Here is a 17,661-nt window from a genome sequence, read left to right on the forward strand (position 1 = left end):
AAGGGGAGATACGGGCTTTGCACAGAGGGGGGAGTTTCCTGGCTATCCAGTTCAACCATGATTGCCGATTAGAAAGGCTCGTCAGACGAGCAGCCGTCCTGGCCGTATGCACGGCATGCTTGCCGGGAGCATGGGGGCATGCCGATTCGGCAGCGGCTTCCCCGCCAGAGATTGGAGCGGCTTCGCTTCAAAAAAGGCTGGATGCAGCCAAGCCGGGAGAAGCCGTAACACTGCCGCCCGGACAGTACGCGGAAGCGATCGTCATCTCGAAAAGACTGGTCGTACAAGCCGAAGGCGTGACCTTGACCGGATCGGGCGGGGATGCTCCTGTCGTGAAGCTGGCAGCGGAAGGAGCGGAACTGCACGGAATGGCCGTTGAAAAAGATGCTGCGGGCGAAGCTCCGGCCGTACTCATATCCGCCGACAGGGTCGTCGTGGATGGGCTTCGAATCAAGTCCCGCTCTTACGGCATCCAGCTTCGCAAATCCAGCGGATCCACCATCAGAGGCTCGGTCGTCGCTCCTACGGATGATCTCAAGGGAAAATCGGCTCGCCAGACCGACAAGCGAAATGGAATCGACCTTTTTCAGTCCAACGCCAATCTCATTCAGGAAAATCGGGTGACCGGCATGTTCGACGGGATCTACATGGAGAGCAGCCATGACAATACCGTCCTGAGCAACGAGATCGACCACTCCCGGTACGGCATTCATTGCATGTATACCAACGGCACGATCATGAGAAGCAACAGCGGCGAGTTCAATGTCACCGGCATCATGGCCATGATCGTGAAGGGAGCCGAGGTGGCCGACAACGTCTTCACTCGGCAGAAAGGCAGCGTCAACTCGCAAGGCATGCTGTTCTTCGATGTGCAGAATACCCGGGTCGCAGGCAACGAGCTGACGGGAAACCGCGTCGGGCTTTACATCGAGATGTCCCGGAACAACGTATGGGAAGACAATGACGTTTCGTACAACTTCGTCGGCATTCAACTGCTGGACTCTCAGAGCAATCGGCTCGAGAACAACCGCTTCGTCTCGAATGTCATCGAAACGCAAGCGGATGGCAGCAAGGACAACGAGCTGCTCCATAATTATTGGGATGCCTTTCAAGGACTGGATCCCAGCGGCGACGGGATCAGCGATATTCCGTACGTCATGAATCCTTTTTTTCAAAGGCTGACGAAAGGAATACCGGCTTATCAGATTTTTTTCCAGTCTCCGGGCATGAGGTTTCTGGAAAGTCTCTTCACTGCGGATGCAAAGCAATGGACGCAGGATCGCGAGCCTAGGATGGAGCCTTTCTTGTCATCATCCGCTTCAACCGATAGCCGGCCGAATCCATGGAGCGCAGCGGAGACGGGAATAGCCGGAGCGGCTCTGCTCGTGGCGGCACTAACGATCATTACACTAATGGGGGTCAAAAAATCATGAAAAAAATCACGCTCATGCTGTTCGTTTCCTTATTCACCATCCTGCTGGCTGCCGGTTGCGGCAAGCAAACCTATGAGCCGGTGCCGATCGACGAGACGGTGGACAAATGCGCCATTTGCAATATGCAGATCAAGGACGATGCTTTCGCCACTCAACTGACGACAACCGAGGGCAAGACATTCAAATTCGACGATATCGGCTGCATGAACGAGTGGAAGGAGAAAAACGCGGAGGCAAAGATCGGCGGCGAATACGTTCGTGATTACAATGACAAGGAATGGATTCCTTATGACCAAGCCGCTTATGTCTACGATGCCGATTTCAAGTCCCCTATGGCGTACGGGATCTACAGCTTCAAGGACAAGGCTTCAGCGGAAGCGTTCACGAAAGAACAAGGAAAAGGCCGGCTCATGACAGCCGCGGACCTGGCTTCGCATGAATGGACGCAGAATAAAGCGCAAATGGGCATGGATATGGGAGAAGGACACTCGCATGATGAAGGCGGTGAAATGGATATGGGCGCAAATGCGGGAGCTACTGCAAATATGGGCTCCGATTCCCATTAAGCGATGAATATGCTGCATATTGCGCGAAGGGAAATCAAGCTCGGCTTCCGCAACCCTTGGGCCTACTCTTTTCTAGCGCTGTTCACCCTGTTCACCCTCGTCCTGCTGCTGATTCATTCGAGCAGCTCGATATCCGGCTACACAAGCACGACCGGTTCCATGTTAAGCCTGATCTTGTATCTGCTGCCTCTCATGACGCTGCTGATCGGCTCCTTTTCCCTGACGGCGGAAAAAGAGGAAGGGAGCTGGCAGCTGCTTTCCACCTACCCTCTGCGAACATGGTCGTTCATCCTGGGCAAATATGCCGGGCTCGCCATTGTTCTGATGACGGTCGCCGCCTTCGCGTACGGCGTGAGCGGAGTAGCCGGAGCGCTTGCAGGAGGAGGCTTCCAGCTCCGAACCTTGCTGCTGTTCCTTGTATTTTCCGTCCTTCTGATTCTGCTCTTCCTGGCCGTCGCTCTCCTGATCGGGACTGCGGCCCGCAACCGCTGGCAAGCGCTCACTTACGGTGTCGCCTTCTGGTTCTTCACCGTCATCGGCTGGCCGGCGCTGCTGATTGCGGGACTTGGGTTCGTTCCCTATCTGTGGATCAAGCCGGCGTTGATCTTTCTGACGTTTCTCAATCCGGCCGAGCTGGTGCGATTATTCGTCGTGGTGAAGCTTGGCGGCGGTTCTATCCTTGGTCCGGATTATTACAAATGGGTAGACGTCATGAGCGAGCCGCTGGGAGCCATCCTTTTTGCCGCCGTATGCCTGCTCTGGATCGTGGCGGCGTCCGGAGTCTCGGCCTGGGCTTGGGAAAGGGGGCGTTCCCGTGGATGAACCTGTTCTTAGAATCGAGGGAGCCGGCAAAACGATCAAAGGCCAGACGATCCTTCGTCCTGTGTCCTTGTCTTTGCAAAGAGGTGACGTCTATGCCCTTTGCGGCGGCAACGGAGCGGGCAAAAGCACGCTGCTGCGCATGGTGATGGGCATCCTCCAGCCGACGGCCGGGGAGATCGAAGTGAACGGCCTGAGCTGGAAGGACAATCGCCGGTCTTACGCCGAACAGATGGGCTATATGCCGGACGACTATTCTTTTGCCAGAGGGCTGACGGCTTGGGAAACGCTGAGCTTCTGGGCTTCGCTGCGGGGGCTGTCCCGCGGGAGGACCGAGGAGGTGCTGGAAGAAGTCGGCTTGACGGGAGTGAGGAACAAGCAGGTCACCTCTTTTTCCAAAGGCATGCGCCAACGGCTTCTGTTCGCCCAGGCGCTGCTGTCGCGCCCGTCCTTGCTCGTGCTGGATGAACCGACCAACGGCCTCGATCCTTACTGGATGGATGCTTTTGTGGAGCTGGTGAAGAGGGCCGCCGCGGATGGCCATGCCGTGATTTACTCGACTCATCAGCTGCCTGTAGCCGAGGCCTCCGCGAATTACGTCCTGTTCCTGCAGGAAGGATCGGCCGTCAAGCAGGGCGCTGTTTCATCCTTTTTGGAGGAGTACGGACCAGGCGGGCTGCATGCAGCGTTCAGCGATACGCGTCGCGGATAAGGAGGATTTATGAACAGAGGCCGCTTCCGTTTCGATCGAAGGCCAATAATCTTGCTGACTTTGCTTTTTCTGGCTGCGGCTCTCCTTGCGACCGTCGCCACGATCGCCGACCACCGGCCGCAAGGGACGGGCGCTTCGGTCAAAGAAGGCTCGGCGGCTCCGGATATCGGGGTCAAGTCTCTGACCGGGGACAGCATTCATTTATCCGACTACCGCGGCCGAGCGGTGCTCGTCCACTTTTGGGCCAGCTGGTGCGTTCCTTGCGTCACGGAGCTGCCCTTGATCAGCGAAGCAGCCCGCTCGGCTCTGGCTGGAAACACGACGGCCGTTCTGGCCGTCAATGCAGGGGAAAGCCGCGGAACGATTCATGAATTTCTGGATGCCAATCATATCGACATGCCCGTATTCGTGGATATAACGGGGGAAGCGGTCAGCGCCTTTCGGGCGAAGGCGCTTCCGACTTCCATTCTGATCTCTCCGGAAGGAAAGATCGTCCGCATTGTCCAAGGACAATTTCAAAGTGTCGCGGACATTGAGAAATCCCTTGCTGAGGCATTATGAATACCGAAAAACCCGCTTCGATCGAAGCGGGTTTTTTTATCGTATCCATTTTCTAGCCGCAATGAATGCTTGAGATTGCTGCCCGGTGACTCCAAAGAGTCATGTTCTTTTCATCCCGCTGCTGCACAATGGGGGAACAAGGACAAAGAAGCAGGTGAAGAAGACGATGGAAACAAGAGTAAAGGTGCTTGTCGTGGATGACCACTCCATGGCGCGCGAAGGCGTTCGAGAGCTTTTAAAGGAAGATTCCGCTTTTGTCATCGTGGGAGAAGCTTCAAGCGGGAAGGAAGGCTTGGAGCTGGTCAGGCTGCTGCAGCCGGACTTGATTCTGATGGATATCCGCATGGCTGGAATGGACGGCCTGGAGACGACAAAACGGATCAAGATGGTCTACCCCTGGATCAAGATCGTGATGATGACCGTTTCGGATGATATATCCGATCTGTTCGAGGCAGTAAAAAAAGGGGCGCAGGGATACCTGCTCAAAAACCTGCAACCCGGAACCTGGCTGAGCTATCTAAGAGCGATCGTATCCGATGAAACCCCCATGTCCAAAGAGCTCGCTTCCATGGTCTTAAAGGAATTTCAAGCCTATCCTGCCGATTATTCCGCCGTGTCGCCTTTAACGAACAGGGAACGTGAAATTCTTTCCTGCGTGGCCAAAGGGCTGATCAATAAAAAGATTGCGGAGGAGCTGACGATCTCCGAGCATACCGTCAAAAATCACTTGAAGAACATCCTGGCCAAGCTTCAGCTCGCCAATCGGGTCCAGCTGACGCGGTATGCTTACGAGCAAGGTCTTATAGACCGCGACGTCCTGCCGCCGGATCGTCATCGGTTCTAGCCTGGGCATGCCGGTCACCGCTGAAGTCTCTCGATCAACCGGTACCCTTCTCCGCGAACCGTCTGGATCCATTTCGAAGATCCCGGCAGGGCTTCTTCCAGCTTGGCCCTTAAATTCATGATGTGGGTATCGATCGTCCTGGCATGAATAGATGGACTCCGCAAGTTTTTTCGAAAAGCGGAAGAGCGTGTGCGGATCAAGAGCTCGTTTCTGGAAAGCACTTGATTCGGACAGTTTCTCAGGCAGGAGAGGAGCTCGAACTCCATGGGCGCCAGTACGACCGGCTTATTGTGAATCCAACAGATCAGGTGAGCCGGATCAAGCTTCAGTAAATAGGGTCGTCTCGACTTATGGAGGGGAGAAAGCACGGCAAAGGATCGGTACACAAGGGCATTCACCCGCAGGACAAGCTCCTTTTCGCTGATCGGCCAGCTGATGCAATCATCCGCGCCATTCTCGAACGCCTGGATAGAAGACGATTTCTGCTCCTCGGCTCGGAGCAGAATAAAAGAAGCTTCTGTTTGCTTTTTAACTTCGCAGCAGATCGTGCAGCCGTCAATATCCTTAAGATTGGATTCGGCGAGGACGACATCGTAAGGCTCCTGAAGTGCTTGGAGAAGTCCGCCTGCTCCGTCCCCTTCGACGCGAACCGTCCAGTTCGCCTTCAAGCCGCTGCGCATGACTTGATTGCGAACGGAAGGCTTCTCGCTGATGACCAGAATGCTTGGCCGCTTCATGGCATCCCCCTACTTCTGTTCAGACAGCCATAGAGTGAGGTTGACGATATCGTTCTCCTCCAGCTTGGATTTGAAGCCGGGCATGCCGCCGCCTCCTTGACTGATCTGCCGGTATAGCTGCTCTTTGCTCCAGCTGCTTCCGATCGTCTTCAGGGAAGGCCCCATGCCTCCTTGGAGATTGCCTCCATGGCATGGAAGGCAGCTGGACTTGTAGATGGTTGCCGCAGCTGCCGCATCTGCGGGCGTGCTCGAAAATGCCGCGTTGTCCTGGACTGCCGTCCGCTGCGGTTCAGGCAGGCGGAACGAGAGCAAATAGACAGCCAGGACAGCCGCTAGAAGAAGGACAATCCCCATGAACCATTTCATGATTTAGTTCGCTCCTTCCATGACCTCGTTCTGAATTCTTTCTGTCAGTGATGATGCCCGCCGGCAGCAGGGGTGGAGGGGGCATCGTTTTCTTGCTTTTCAAGCTCGGTCAAATGCTTGGAGGCCTGTGCGCCGATCGCAAAGCGCTTTGCCGGCATAATCTCATATTCCGCTGATATACCGCTGAATTTCACCCTGTAAACCCCTTCCTTATCGAAAGCAGGTGAAGCCGTATACAAACCCGGAGAGGACATCACGCCCGGAACGGTGAGAGGAGGGGAGGAGCCGTCCTCCGGCCAGAATTGGAACTGGGCTTTGTAAAAGCCTTCGTACGGCTTGCCGTTTTCTTCGACCTGGATGGAAAACGTCTTGTCCATGCCCAGCTTCAGGTCAGTAGGCACTTTCATATCCACGCTAAGATAAGGAATAAAGCCGTTGGCATCTCGTCCGGACATATCGGCCGTGCAGCCGCTGAACAGGAGGGAACTCGCCGCGATCATCATTCCAGCTATGCGTTTTTTTCTTTTCAACTGCGATTCCTCCTAGGAAGAGAGCCAGCGGCGCAGAGCCGGGATCCGCGAAATGAGTACAAGGTCGACAATCAAGATGGCCATTATGGAGAGGCCGACGAGCGGCATAAGGATGCCTAGTACAGCCATGATGGCCAGAACGCCGATCATGACGCCTTTCTCTTTGGGCTTGCGGGGGGCGCCTAATGTGCCTGAAGGCTTTCGCTTGCGCCACATGACATAGGATCCGGCCGAAATAAGCACAAGGCCGAGGCATGTCACTAGTCCGATGATCTGATTGGCCAGACCGAACAGCCTGCCTTCATGAAGAGCGATACCCAGGGTGATCAGCTTTGCCATAACACCGAAGTCCTGGTAGCGGACATCGGTAAGGACGGCGCCGCTGTATGGGTCCACATGCAGAGTGACTTCTTTTCCCGGCTTTACATGATCGGTAGATACGCTGTATACGCCGGAGTCACCCCTCGGCATGGTTATCGTATAAGGCTTAAGGACATGTTGACGCTCCGCAATGGCGGCGATTTCGTTCATAGACAGCCTTACATAACCGCCCGAGATGGAATTCGGCACGGGCGTATTTTCGGCCGCCCATGGAATATTGTCCGCAATATCCTTGGCGACAGTAATGGATTCCGGCTGCCCCGAAAAAAGGTATGCGTAGGGAGGTGTATTGGTATTGGTGGCGTTGGCCGCCCGATCGATCTGTCCGCCAAGGACGCCTGACCAAGGGAGTCCGGTCGCAATCAAGATGAGAATGAACAGGGACAGCCAGAATGCGGGTACGGCATGCAGATCGCGCCAGAATTGACGGCTCCCCCGCTTGCCGAGCCTGGGCAGCACCGTTCCCCAGACGCTGAATCGGCCCCGCGGCCACCATAAATAGAGCCCTGTAACCGTGAGTACGATTCCCCAGCAAGCGGCCATTTCCACAAGACGGTTCGGCAGCGTTCCGCTCAGAAGCAGCTGGCTGTGCATCTTTTTGAAGAAGGAGGAGAAGGTTTTCTCGGCGTCCATCATCCCGTACACTTTTCCGTCATAGGGATCGGCATAAAGAACGGCCTGCGCCCCTTCATTCATGACCGAAAACGTTACTGTCGACTTCGCATCATCAGGCAGGGTAATGGACTGGATGCTCAAGCCCGGATGCTGCTGCTTGACGGCTGCCGAAAGCTGATCGGGCGAAAGTCTGGAAGCGCCGACTTCCCGAACGGTGAGCAGATCCTTGTAGAGATAACCTTCGATTTGCGGCTTGAACAGGTACATGGATCCGCTGAAAGCAAGAATGATGAGAAACGGCGCAAAGATGATTCCGGCATAGAAATGCCATCTCCAGACGGTTTGATACAGGGCGGGAAGCAAGCCGCGATTGCCGCCCGTCCGGATGCTGCCAGTCGATTGCTGCAGCTCAGGCTCCATCTTCATCTGTATGAACAACCCCCATTCAATTAGGTCCTTATCGACCTTCATAAGTATAGGGAACCGGAACCTATTCAACATGACTCGAAGGGGTCATTTCGGCTGCAGCTTCTTTTGGGAGGGAACGCATCGGCCATTTGTGTTAACTTAAAAATGTTATGACAGGTTAACATTTCCTTTACAGGCTGCCGGTCCATTGATACAATGGCTTGGAATCATTGTTAACCATTCATCTATTAATTAAGGTTAACATTAGAAGGATACGAACAGGGTGATCAAAGCGGATGGCTAGGACCGAGAAAAAGGATTGGAACCGATTTGCGGAAAAGGCGTTGAACGGAGAATGCCTTACGCTGGAGGAAGGACTTGCCCTTCTGGAGGCGGGGAATGATGAGATCCTATCGATTCTGCAGGCGGCTTTCACGGTGCGCAAGCATTTTTATGGGACAAAGGTCAAGCTCAACATGATCATCAATGCCAAGAGCGGCCTCTGTCCGGAGGACTGCGGCTACTGCTCGCAATCGATCGTATCGGCGGCCCCGATCGAAAAATACAAGCTGCTGGACAAGGACACGCTGCTTGCCGGCGCGCGCGAGGCGATGCAGCGCAAGGCCGGCACTTATTGTATCGTGGCATCGGGAAAAGGTCCGACCGATAAGGAGATCGGGCAGGTTGTCAAAGCGGTCAAAGAAATACGGGAAACGCTGCCGCTCAAAATCTGCGTCTGCCTCGGCATCCTGAAGGAAGGGCAGGCGGAAAAGCTGGCGGATGCCGGGGTTCACAGGTACAACCACAATCTGAACACAAGCAAAGAGAACTTCCCGTCCATCACGTCGACACATACCTACGATCAGCGGATCGAGACGATCCATGCGGCAAAGCGGAGCGGAATGTCTCCTTGCTCGGGAGTCATTGTCGGCATGGGCGAGACAAACCTGGAGATTGTCGAGATGGCTTATGCCCTTAGAGAGCTGGATGCGGATTCGATTCCGATCAATTTCCTGAACCCCATTCCGGAGACGCCTCTCGAAGGCTCGGAGCTGACGCCGGCCATGAAGGCGCTCAAGGTGCTGGCATTGTTCCGCTTCCTGTGCCCCTCCAAGGAAATCCGCATCGCGGGCGGCCGCGAGTTGAATCTTCGTTCCCTTCAGCCGTTTTCCCTATATGCGGCCAATTCCATTTTTGTAGGCGACTATTTGACGACGGCAGGTCAGGAGGCGATGGCCGACTACCGAATGATTGAAGACCTGGGGTTTGAGATCGAAGAGAATGCCCTCTGAACAACCATGAATTCGGCGTGAACGAGCATAAAATGACGGTGCCTGGCGTGTCGGTTCGAGAGGCCGTGGAGGATATCCTTCACGGCTTTTTTGCGCCCGGTTTCAACGCTCCGAACAGGCTGGCATCAGCATGGGTCAGCGGTCGTATCAATAGCCCGATCGGGCCGTTTTTTCATTTTTCACGCAGTTGTCGGAAAGAGTTGATCCTTTGTTGAACGTTTAAGGTCGAAGAAGTGTCAGGCATTGAATTGCAGCTAGACAACGGTACAATGATTTTAATCCTGCATGGCCAGTCGTCTTTGGACAGCTTTTCCTCCACGGTTCAAGCCGGTCTCATGGGCTGTCGCTCCCCTGCGGCAAACGGAGATAAAAGCATGAAAAGGGTGGAGAGCGTTTGCTCGCTTCATACATTGTGAAATTATTCTCATACTCGGAGGCGATAAAGGTTGGCAGTAGACACAGTTTTTTGGAGCAAAATGGTGACGGGCATGACATTGGGGTTCCACGCCATTTTTGCGACGATTGGCGTCGGCATCCCGTTGTTGATCGCTATCGCAGAGTTCATCGGAATCCGCAAGAAGGATCCTCACTACATCCTGATGGCCAAAAGATGGTCGCGAGGATTCATCATTTCGGTCGCTGTCGGTGTCGTAACCGGCACGGCGATTTCCCTGCAGCTGGCGCTGGTATGGCCCCATTTCATGAAGCTGGCCGGCAATGTCATCGCCCTTCCGCTCTTTATGGAAGTGTTCGCATTCTTTTTTGAAGCCATCTTCCTCGGCATCTATTTGTACACATGGGATCGGTTCAAAAATCCGTATATTCACTGGCTGCTCACGATTCCGATCGTCGCCGGGGCAGGCATGTCCGCTGTTTTCATTACAACGGTGAACGGATTCATGAACCAGCCCGGAGGCTTCGTCATGGAAGCGGGGCACTTCACGGCGGTCGATCCGGTGCAGGCGATGCTGAATACGGCGACGTTCTCCAAGGTTTTCCACGTCTTAAGCTCCGCCTACCTGACTGGAGCCGCCCTATTGGCCGGCATCGCAGCTTATACGATGCTGAGAAAAGGCAGGAGCGCCTATCACAAAAAAGCCTTGAACCTCAGCATGGCAGCTGTCCTGCTGTTCGGCCTTCTCAACACGCTGGCCGGAGATGTATCCGCCAAGTTTTTGGCCGAGCATCAGCCGGAGAAGCTGGCAGCGGCAGAGTGGCATTTCGAGACGGAAAAAGGCGCGGATCTGATCTTGATGGGATGGCTCAATACGGAGCATGAAATTATCGGAGCCATTCATCTGCCGAAGCTTCTCAGCTTCCTCGCTTTCGGAGACTTTAATGCAGAGGTGAAAGGGCTGGAGGAATTCCCTTTGGATGAGCGTCCGCCGCTTCTCGTTCATTACTTGTTCGATTTCATGGCCGGAATCGGATTTGCGCTGCTGGCAATAGCCTGCTTGTATTTCTTGTTCGTATTCTGGAAAAAACGCAACGAGCTCAACAAATGGCTGCTCCGCATCCTGGCGCTGACCGCGCCGCTGTCATTTCTGGCCGTGGAGTTCGGCTGGCTGTATGCGGAGCTCGGGAGGCAGCCATGGATCATTCGAGGGTATATGCGTGTCGAAGAAGCAGCCACGACATCCCCAAGCGTACGATTGCTGTTTTTCCTCTTCCTCCTGTTGTACATCGCCTTGGCCGTCGTATGTGTTCTCGTGCTGCGCCGATTGTTCCATCATAAGCCGGCGGAAGCGGAGATGGAGACATGGTTGAAGGAGAAGCGGGATATTTCCAAGGAAGGGGGCGAGAGGGCATGATCAGTTACGAGCTGATGGGCATCTCGGTGCTGTGGCTGTTTCTATACGGCTATCTGATCGTTGCCTCCATTGATTTCGGAGCGGGCTCTTTTGCCTTTTATGCTCGATCGACCAAGCAGGATCATGTCATGAATCGTCTCATTTCCCGATATTTATCTCCGGTTTGGGAAATTACAAACGTATTTTTTGTCTTTTTCTATATCGGCATCGTCGGCTTTTTCCCCGATACGGCCTATTATTACGGCTCCGCGCTGCTTGTACCGGGAAGCATCGCCGTCATCCTGCTCGCCATTCGAGGCTCGTTTTACGCCTTTGAAAACTATGGCTCCAAAACGAACATTATCTATCTGTTTTTGTACGGAGCGACGGGGCTGCTGATTCCGGCCTCCTTGTCGGTGGCTCTGACGGTCTCTGAGGGCGGCTTTATCTTGAAGCAGGCGGATGCCGTTTCTCTGGATTACTGGGCGCTGTTCACAAATCCGTTGTCCTGGAGCATCGTCGGCCTTGCGATCGTGTCCGTCTTGTTCATCAGCAGCTCTTTTCTGGCCTTTTACGCCTCGCGCGCAGAGGATCATTCCGCTCTGAAGCTGCTGCGGACCTATGCCCTGTTTTGGAGCACCCCGACGATCATTACCGCATTGACGGCGTTTATTTTTTTGGGCCAGCACAATGAGCGGCATTTTCAAAACATGATGGATTTATGGTGGCTGCTCGGGCTCTCCGTTGCCTTTTTCATGGTCGCTATGTGGCTTTTATATCAAGGACGCCGGTACGGTCTGGCTTTCATATGCATCATGCTGCAATTTTTCTCGGCCTTTTTCGCTTACGGGATCGGACATTATCCGTATATCCTCGATCCGTACATCACGATTCAAGGCGGCGCTACCTCGCCGTCGATGGGATTTGCGCTTGTCGTCGCTTTCATTGGAGGCCTGTGCCTGCTGATTCCTTCGCTGGCTCTTGTCTTCAAGCTGTTCCTGTTCGATGCGGATTATGTCAAAGGGAACAAATAAACCCAATGGTTCACATCCTTACAGGCCTTAAATCAAGGAGGAGAATGGTGTGAAGCGGAAAACCAGCATGATCTCACAGCAAATGTCTGAGCAAAGAAAAAACCTGGTTCTCCTTGCCGTCCTTTCGCTCGCGCTTGGCGCAGCCATAATCAGCCAGGCCGCATTGCTCGCGGAAGCCGTCCAGCGGATTTTTGTGGAGAGAGCCTCCCTTTCATCGGTTCTCGTGCTGCTCGGCATGCTGCTGGCCGCGATGACGGCACGTACCCTGTTGTCGTATGGGAACGGCAAGATCGGCTTGCGTATGGCCGCCGACGCCAAGCGGAACATGCGGGCAGCGGTGCTGCGTCATTTGACCCATGCTGCCATGCGGTCGGCCCTTTCCGGCCAGACAGGAGGCAAGGTCAGCATCGCACTGGATGCCGTGGACGAGGCGGACAGCTATTTCAGCCAGTACATGCCGCGGATGATGGAAGCGGCCCTGATTCCGCTCATGATTTTGGCCGTTGCGTTTGTCCAGCATGCCAATACCGGCTTCATCATGCTGCTTACGGCTCCGTTCATTCCGTTATTCATGATTCTGGTCGGACTGAAGACGAAGGCCAAATCGGAGCAGAAATATGAGCAGCTGGCCGAATTTTCCGGTACATTCCTGGATTCCCTGCAAGGACTGGTCACATTGAAGCTGTTTGGACGGGCTCGCCGCCAGCAGCAGGAAATCGAGCGCAGCAGCATCGGATACCGGGATGCCACGATGGGCATCCTGCAGATCGCGTTTACGAACACCTTCATGCTGGAGTCGATCGTCATGCTGAGCATCGGCATCGTCGCTCTGGAGCTGGCTCTTCAGCTGCTCGTTTTCAACTCTCTCACTTTCCATGCCGCTTTCTTCGTTCTGCTGCTCGTTCCGGAGTTTTACAGCCTGCTGAAGAACACAGGCACGGCTTTTCACAGCGGCCGAACGAGCATGGGAGCGGTGCGCAAGGTCGACGAGCTGCTTGCGGCGACAAGCAGCAAGAGCGGTCTGGCCGATCGCGGGGAGGAATCCTCCGCGATGGATGGAGCCAAGGCGGCGGCCCGGGAGGGCGGATGCCTCACAGCCCTTGCGGCTGGATCCGCCCTGCCGCCGGCCTTAGAACTCAACGATGTCCGATTCAGCTATGGACCAGATTCCTTTGAGATCTCGACAGGCCGGATAAAGCTTGGCTCAGGAGAGCACATCGCCATTGTCGGAAAAAGCGGCTCCGGCAAAACGACGCTGCTGAACCTCCTTTCCGGCTTGTTGAACCCGGCATCCGGAGAGGTTCTGGCCAACGGATGTCCTCTAATCGAATACGATGAGGCCTCTTGGTTCGAGCAGGTCAGCTATATTACGCAGCATCCGTATATTTTCGCCGGCACATTCGCTGAGAATATTGCGATTGGAGCCGGGCGGAGCGTATCCAGGACCGAAATTGAGCGGGCGGCGGAGGAAGCCGGACTTGCTGAAGTGGCCGCCCAGTTCGAGCAGGGCTTCGATACGGTTGTGGGAGAAGGAGGCAGGGGACTGTCCGGCGGGGAAAAGCAGCGGCTTGCCTTGGCCAGGGCATTTTTGAAGCGGCCCGCGCTTATTTTGTTCGACGAACCGACCGTGGGACTGGATCTGCACACCGAGCGCATCCTGCAGCGCTCGATAGCCGCGCTGGCCGAAACAGCGACGATGATTACGGTGGCTCACCGATTGCATACGATTCGGAATGCGGACAAGCTGTTGTTCATGGAAAACGGAACGGTGCTGGACTCAGGAAGCCATGAACAGCTTCTGAAGCGGCTGCCGCCATATGCCGAAATGGTCCGCATCCAACAAAGAGGGGGCATGATGGCATGAGCGATCTGGCTATTCTTTCCAGAGCGATGATTCAGGAGCGCAAGGATATCTTCCTTTCGATTCTAGGCGGATTTATCGCCGGCATTGCAGGCGTTGGCCTCTTTTCCGCGAGCGGATATCTGATCTCGCAGACGGTATTTGCGCCGCCGCTGTATACGTTGATCGTGCTCACCTCGCTGGTCAAGCTGCTTGGCCTCGTCCGGGCGGCAAGCCGGTACGCCGAACGGCTGTATTCCCACCGGGCGACGTTCTCCATGCTGAGCCGCTTGCGCACCACCTATTTTGGCAAGCTTATTCCTTTGACGCCCGGTCTGCTGAACAAAAACCGCAGCGGCGACCTGCTTTCCCGGATCGTAGGGGATGTGGAAAGCCTGCAGCATTATTTTTTGCGGGTCGCTTATCCTCCGGTCATTGTCGTCATGGTTTTTTTGGCCACGATGCTGTTCACTTCGGCCTTTTCCTTCTGGGTTTCGTGTCTGTTCGTGCTGGGAATGCTGGCGACGGCAGTGGCGGTGCCGGGAATCGTCTTGCAGGGCCAGCGGAAAATCCATGGACGCGTTCGCCGGCAGCGGGCTCTGTTGTCCACGGAGGTGACCGAAGTGTTGTACGGCTTCCGGGATTTGAAGCTTTACGGACAATTGGCGCCGCGGGAGCAGCAGCTTCAGCAAGCTTCCGCCGCCTTGGCGGACGAGCAGCGGACAGCGGCCGGACATCTGCTGCGCGGCCAGCTCATGCATGCTTTTGTCACGTATCTGATCACTTGGGGAGTGCTGGCGCTGGGGGCCTATTTGATTCAGGAAGGATCGCTAGCCGGCGTTTTCCTGGCCATGCTGGTCATGGCCTCGCTCACCGTATTCGAGGAAGCCGCGGCAATGTCGGTTTTGCCCGCCTATAAGCAGGATAGCGAGCATGCGGCCGGTCGGCTGACGGAGACGCTGCGGCCTCCAGACGAGCCGGCTGAGCATCCAGGCCGCCCGTTGTCGGCCGATCATGCCGTTTCGTTGGAGCTGTCGGCGGTGTCGTTTCATTATGAAGGGGAACGGCGGCCGGCGCTGAAGGATATTTCCCTGCATATCCGGCCCGGATCCAAGACGGCTATTGTGGGGCCGAGCGGATCGGGCAAGTCTACGATCGTCGACATGCTGCTCAAGCTGCGTCCTCCGGCGGCTGGCGAGATCAGGATGGACGGCGTTCCGCTCGCGGAACTGGAGGAGACGAGCATTTGGCAAGCGGCCCATGTCGTGCTGCAGCAGAGCCATTTTTTCCGGGGCACGATCCGGGACAACCTGCTGCTCGATGGAGACGGTTATGAGGACGGGCAGTTGACGGATATGCTCGCCAGGATGCAGTTGCAGCATGTCTCGTTGACCGATACGGTGGTTGAAAAAGGGGAGAACCTGTCGGATGGAGAGAAGCAGCGGCTCGCGCTGGCGCGGGCGATGCTCCGCAAAGGACGGTTATGGCTTCTCGACGAACCGACGTCAGCGCTGGACTATGTAACCGAACAGCGCGTCATGCGGCAGTTATTCGGACAGGCTGCGGATGATACGCTGCTCCTGATTTGCCATCGGCTTGCCGGATTGGAGGCGATGGACCGGATTGTCGTCATGGATCAAGGCGGAATCGTGGAAACGGGTACTTTTGCGGAATTGATGGAGCAGAAGGGCTATTTCTACGAGATGAAGCAAATCGAGCTGCAGGTAATTGGAGAAACGGAACGGTAGAGACACGGCTCCGATGGCCTCGAAGGAAGCATGCCTGATGGTCCTGGCGGCCAAGGCCGGCTTCAAGCAGAGCAGCTCCAGCAAGCTTGCTCGGCGGCGAGCTGTTCTCCCATTCCATTTTCCATAGGCATCATGACCTAAACCGTGCAAGCAAGCGGAACGAAGAGCCTCTCCAAAACAGGACCTGTCAATCATTGACAGGTCCTGTTCCTTTCTTTACAATTTGATTCGTTGATAGTGATTATCATTTTCATCGCAAATGCGATCATAAGGGAGGTTTGTGTCTATGCCAGCCGTTCCTGCCGGCAATGAAGAGGAGGCTTCTGTGAGCCTCGATTCCATGTGGCTGAAACTTCGCACGGCGCGGGTGCTTCATCGGGAGCATTTCAAGCCGCAGCTGTTATATGGGCATGGCCTGATTGTGGTCAAGCAGGGCGAAGGACATATGACGGTTGATCTAGACGTGCACCGGCTGAACTCCGATGCCGTCCGCTTTGTCGCGCCCGGTCAGACGATCGGCTTCAGCGAGGAGTGTGGCACAAGGCTGGAAGTGTACCTGTTCACCTTCGACCTGCAATGGGACAAGGACTTGCCGCCGAACGGAAGCAGGCTGCCGCTCCAAGGCGAGGTTGCCGTCCATGGGGATCATACGCTTCGCCAGCTGTGCGAATCGGCCGGCAGCTGCAGCCGCAGCGCGCATGCCGTGGAGAGGTTCCAGGGACAGGCGCATTTCCAGGAGCTGATGGCATGGATATTCAGCCACATCCGCCAGGCGGAAAAGCAAGATTCCCGTCTGGCCATGGACCGCACCCGCAGCTATGTGGAGTCCCATTACAGCGAGAGCATTACGATCCATCAGCTCGCCCGCATGGCTGAAGTTTCGCCGAAATATTATGTCTCCTTGTTCAAGAAAACGTACGGCAAGACGGCCATCGACTATTTGACCGAAGTGAGGGTGAATAAAGCGAAGCAGCTCATGCAGCAGGAAGGAGTGCGGCTGAAGGATGTCGCCTATCAGGTCGGGTACAAGGATGAGTTTTATTTCAGCAGGATGTTCAAGAAGGCTGTCGGCATCTCGCCCACCGTCTACCTCCGGACCCGCCGGCAAAAAATCGTCGCCTACAGCGCGACGGTGCTCGGACAGCTGCTGGCGCTCAAGATCATGCCTTATGCGGCGCCGCTGCACCCCAAGTGGACTTCGTATTACTACATGAAGCACAGGCACGATATTTCGCTGCATCTGAGCGGCTACCGGTTCAACGAAGACTGGGAAGCGAACCTAGAGATGCTGAAGCAGGCGCAGATGGACTGCATCATATCGACGGATCAGCTGCGGCCGCTGGAGGAGGAGCGCCTTGCGCAGCTTGCAGCCGTTCACGTCGTGCCCTTATATGAGCGGGGATGGCGCGATCAGCTCATGGAAATCGCCGCCATCGTGAACGCCTCCGATGAAGCCAGGGAATGGCTGCAGCGCTACGGCCGCAAGCTTCAGCTGGTGCGCGAGCGGCTGCACGAGGCGCTGCAAGGCGAAACCGTGCTCATGGTCAGCCTGTTTCAGGACCGCTTCTTCCTGTTTCCATCGATCGGCATGCGCGACGTGTTCCGTGATTTGGCCCTGCACGCTCCGGAGGGAGCCGCGGCGTACAGCGGCAATCAGTGCATTTCGCTGGAGGAGCTGGCCGCGCTCGACGCCGACCATATCATGCTGAACATCCGCCAGGAATCCACGACTCTGAACCACTGGGAGCAGCTGCAGGCTACGGAGGCATGGCAGGATGTCAAGGCCGTGCGCAGAGAGCGCGTGCACCAGATTTCGTCGGATCCGTGGAGGGAGTATTCCGCGCATGCAATCGAGAGGATGATTCAGGACGTGCATGAGCGATTCTGCGAACATCGCGGATGAGCCTGGAAGCCGGACTCCGAGGCAGCTCCAGCCTTCAATCTGTATTTCGTACATTCTATTTTGCGGATATCGTTCATGGCAG

At 55.6% G+C, this 17,661-nt stretch carries 16 protein-coding genes; 12 read left to right on the forward strand and 4 right to left on the reverse strand.

Annotation, left to right across the window (positions count from 1 at the left end; translation table 11 throughout):
* Positions 1–17 precede the first annotated feature (17 nt).
* The 6 genes from CIC07_RS12020 to CIC07_RS12045 all read left to right on the forward strand — a co-directional run bounded on the left by CIC07_RS12020 (position 18) and on the right by CIC07_RS12045 (position 4,935).
* Positions 18–1,433 (forward strand): right-handed parallel beta-helix repeat-containing protein, encoded by a 1,416-nt coding sequence (locus CIC07_RS12020; RefSeq protein WP_157741901.1) that lies wholly within the window; start codon positions 18–20, stop codon positions 1,431–1,433.
* Positions 1,430–1,999, forward strand: a complete 570-nt coding sequence (locus CIC07_RS12025) for a nitrous oxide reductase accessory protein NosL (protein ID WP_076356015.1) — start codon at positions 1,430–1,432, stop codon at positions 1,997–1,999. Before CIC07_RS12020 ends, CIC07_RS12025 begins: the two co-directional genes overlap by 4 nt.
* Positions 2,000–2,002: 3 nt before the next feature.
* Entirely contained in the window at positions 2,003–2,821 is an 819-nt protein-coding gene (locus CIC07_RS12030; protein ID WP_048748191.1) for an ABC transporter permease, read from the forward strand.
* Positions 2,814–3,530, forward strand: a complete 717-nt coding sequence (locus CIC07_RS12035; RefSeq protein ID WP_076356013.1) for an ABC transporter ATP-binding protein — start codon at positions 2,814–2,816, stop codon at positions 3,528–3,530. The genes CIC07_RS12030 and CIC07_RS12035 overlap by 8 nt, the downstream gene beginning before the upstream one ends.
* Before the next feature lie 51 nt (positions 3,531–3,581).
* Positions 3,582–4,091 carry a TlpA family protein disulfide reductase gene (locus CIC07_RS12040; RefSeq protein ID WP_157741902.1) on the forward strand — a complete coding sequence of 170 codons (510 nt, stop codon included), beginning with the start codon at positions 3,582–3,584 and terminating at the stop codon, positions 4,089–4,091.
* Between the two features lie 166 nt (positions 4,092–4,257).
* Positions 4,258–4,935, forward strand: a complete 678-nt coding sequence (locus CIC07_RS12045) for a response regulator (RefSeq protein ID WP_076356009.1) — start codon at positions 4,258–4,260, stop codon at positions 4,933–4,935.
* A gap of 14 nt (positions 4,936–4,949) precedes the next feature.
* Here the strand turns inward: CIC07_RS12045 and CIC07_RS12050 are convergent, their stop codons facing one another.
* From CIC07_RS12050 to CIC07_RS12065, 4 genes are read right to left on the reverse strand one after another with little or no spacing between them, the layout of a single operon-like run.
* Positions 4,950–5,672, reverse strand: coding sequence for a response regulator transcription factor (locus CIC07_RS12050; RefSeq protein ID WP_076356007.1), 723 nt, complete (start codon positions 5,670–5,672; stop codon positions 4,950–4,952).
* A gap of 9 nt (positions 5,673–5,681) precedes the next feature.
* On the reverse strand, positions 5,682–6,038 hold the full coding sequence (locus tag CIC07_RS12055; RefSeq protein WP_083687990.1) for a c-type cytochrome: 357 nt from the start codon (positions 6,036–6,038) through the stop codon (positions 5,682–5,684).
* Positions 6,039–6,082: 44 nt separating this feature from the next.
* Positions 6,083–6,568, reverse strand: a complete 486-nt coding sequence (locus CIC07_RS12060; protein WP_076356004.1) for a FixH family protein — start codon at positions 6,566–6,568, stop codon at positions 6,083–6,085.
* A 12-nt stretch (positions 6,569–6,580) separates the two neighbouring features.
* Positions 6,581–7,990, reverse strand: a complete 1,410-nt coding sequence (locus CIC07_RS12065) for a PepSY-associated TM helix domain-containing protein (RefSeq protein ID WP_083687989.1) — start codon at positions 7,988–7,990, stop codon at positions 6,581–6,583.
* 278 nt (positions 7,991–8,268) lie between these two features.
* On the opposite strand from CIC07_RS12065, the gene bioB reads away from it, so the two are divergent.
* The 6 genes from bioB to CIC07_RS12095 all read left to right on the forward strand — a co-directional run bounded on the left by bioB (position 8,269) and on the right by CIC07_RS12095 (position 17,579).
* Complete coding sequence (bioB, locus tag CIC07_RS12070) at positions 8,269–9,264, forward strand: biotin synthase BioB (protein WP_076356002.1); 996 nt, start codon at positions 8,269–8,271, stop codon at positions 9,262–9,264.
* A gap of 446 nt (positions 9,265–9,710) precedes the next feature.
* Positions 9,711–11,075 (forward strand): cytochrome ubiquinol oxidase subunit I, encoded by a 1,365-nt coding sequence (locus CIC07_RS12075; protein ID WP_076356000.1) that lies wholly within the window; start codon positions 9,711–9,713, stop codon positions 11,073–11,075.
* A complete protein-coding gene (locus CIC07_RS12080) occupies positions 11,072–12,088 on the forward strand; it encodes a cytochrome d ubiquinol oxidase subunit II (protein ID WP_076355998.1) in 1,017 nt (338 codons plus the stop codon). Before CIC07_RS12075 ends, CIC07_RS12080 begins: the two co-directional genes overlap by 4 nt.
* Before the next feature lie 82 nt (positions 12,089–12,170).
* Entirely contained in the window at positions 12,171–13,952 is a 1,782-nt protein-coding gene (cydD, locus tag CIC07_RS12085) for a thiol reductant ABC exporter subunit CydD (protein WP_442953337.1), read from the forward strand.
* Positions 13,949–15,676: a thiol reductant ABC exporter subunit CydC gene (gene cydC, locus CIC07_RS12090; RefSeq protein WP_076355994.1), complete on the forward strand. Its 1,728-nt coding sequence runs from the start codon at positions 13,949–13,951 to the stop codon at positions 15,674–15,676. The genes cydD and cydC overlap by 4 nt, the downstream gene beginning before the upstream one ends.
* 286 nt (positions 15,677–15,962) lie before the next feature.
* Positions 15,963–17,579 (forward strand): AraC family transcriptional regulator, encoded by a 1,617-nt coding sequence (locus CIC07_RS12095; RefSeq protein ID WP_076355992.1) that lies wholly within the window; start codon positions 15,963–15,965, stop codon positions 17,577–17,579.
* Positions 17,580–17,661: the final 82 nt, after the last annotated feature.

This window comes from Paenibacillus sp. RUD330 (assembly GCF_002243345.2).
GTDB lineage: Bacteria > Bacillota > Bacilli > Paenibacillales > Paenibacillaceae > Paenibacillus_O.

Bases quoted from the DNA above. Each gene is read 5' to 3' on its own strand.
- cydC (WP_076355994.1), top strand. From the start codon at position 13,949: ATGAGCGATCTGGCTATTCTTTCCAGAGCGATGATTCAGGAGCGCAAG.
- CIC07_RS12050 (WP_076356007.1), bottom strand. From the start codon at position 5,672: ATGAAGCGGCCAAGCATTCTGGTCATCAGCGAGAAGCCTTCCGTTCGC.
- CIC07_RS12045 (WP_076356009.1), top strand. From the start codon at position 4,258: ATGGAAACAAGAGTAAAGGTGCTTGTCGTGGATGACCACTCCATGGCG.
- CIC07_RS12025 (WP_076356015.1), top strand. From the start codon at position 1,430: ATGAAAAAAATCACGCTCATGCTGTTCGTTTCCTTATTCACCATCCTG.
- CIC07_RS12065 (WP_083687989.1), bottom strand. From the start codon at position 7,990: ATGAAGATGGAGCCTGAGCTGCAGCAATCGACTGGCAGCATCCGGACG.
- CIC07_RS12095 (WP_076355992.1), top strand. From the start codon at position 15,963: ATGCCAGCCGTTCCTGCCGGCAATGAAGAGGAGGCTTCTGTGAGCCTC.
- CIC07_RS12055 (WP_083687990.1), bottom strand. From the start codon at position 6,038: ATGAAATGGTTCATGGGGATTGTCCTTCTTCTAGCGGCTGTCCTGGCT.
- cydD (WP_442953337.1), top strand. From the start codon at position 12,171: ATGTCTGAGCAAAGAAAAAACCTGGTTCTCCTTGCCGTCCTTTCGCTC.
- CIC07_RS12080 (WP_076355998.1), top strand. From the start codon at position 11,072: ATGATCAGTTACGAGCTGATGGGCATCTCGGTGCTGTGGCTGTTTCTA.
- bioB (WP_076356002.1), top strand. From the start codon at position 8,269: ATGGCTAGGACCGAGAAAAAGGATTGGAACCGATTTGCGGAAAAGGCG.
- CIC07_RS12030 (WP_048748191.1), top strand. From the start codon at position 2,003: ATGAATATGCTGCATATTGCGCGAAGGGAAATCAAGCTCGGCTTCCGC.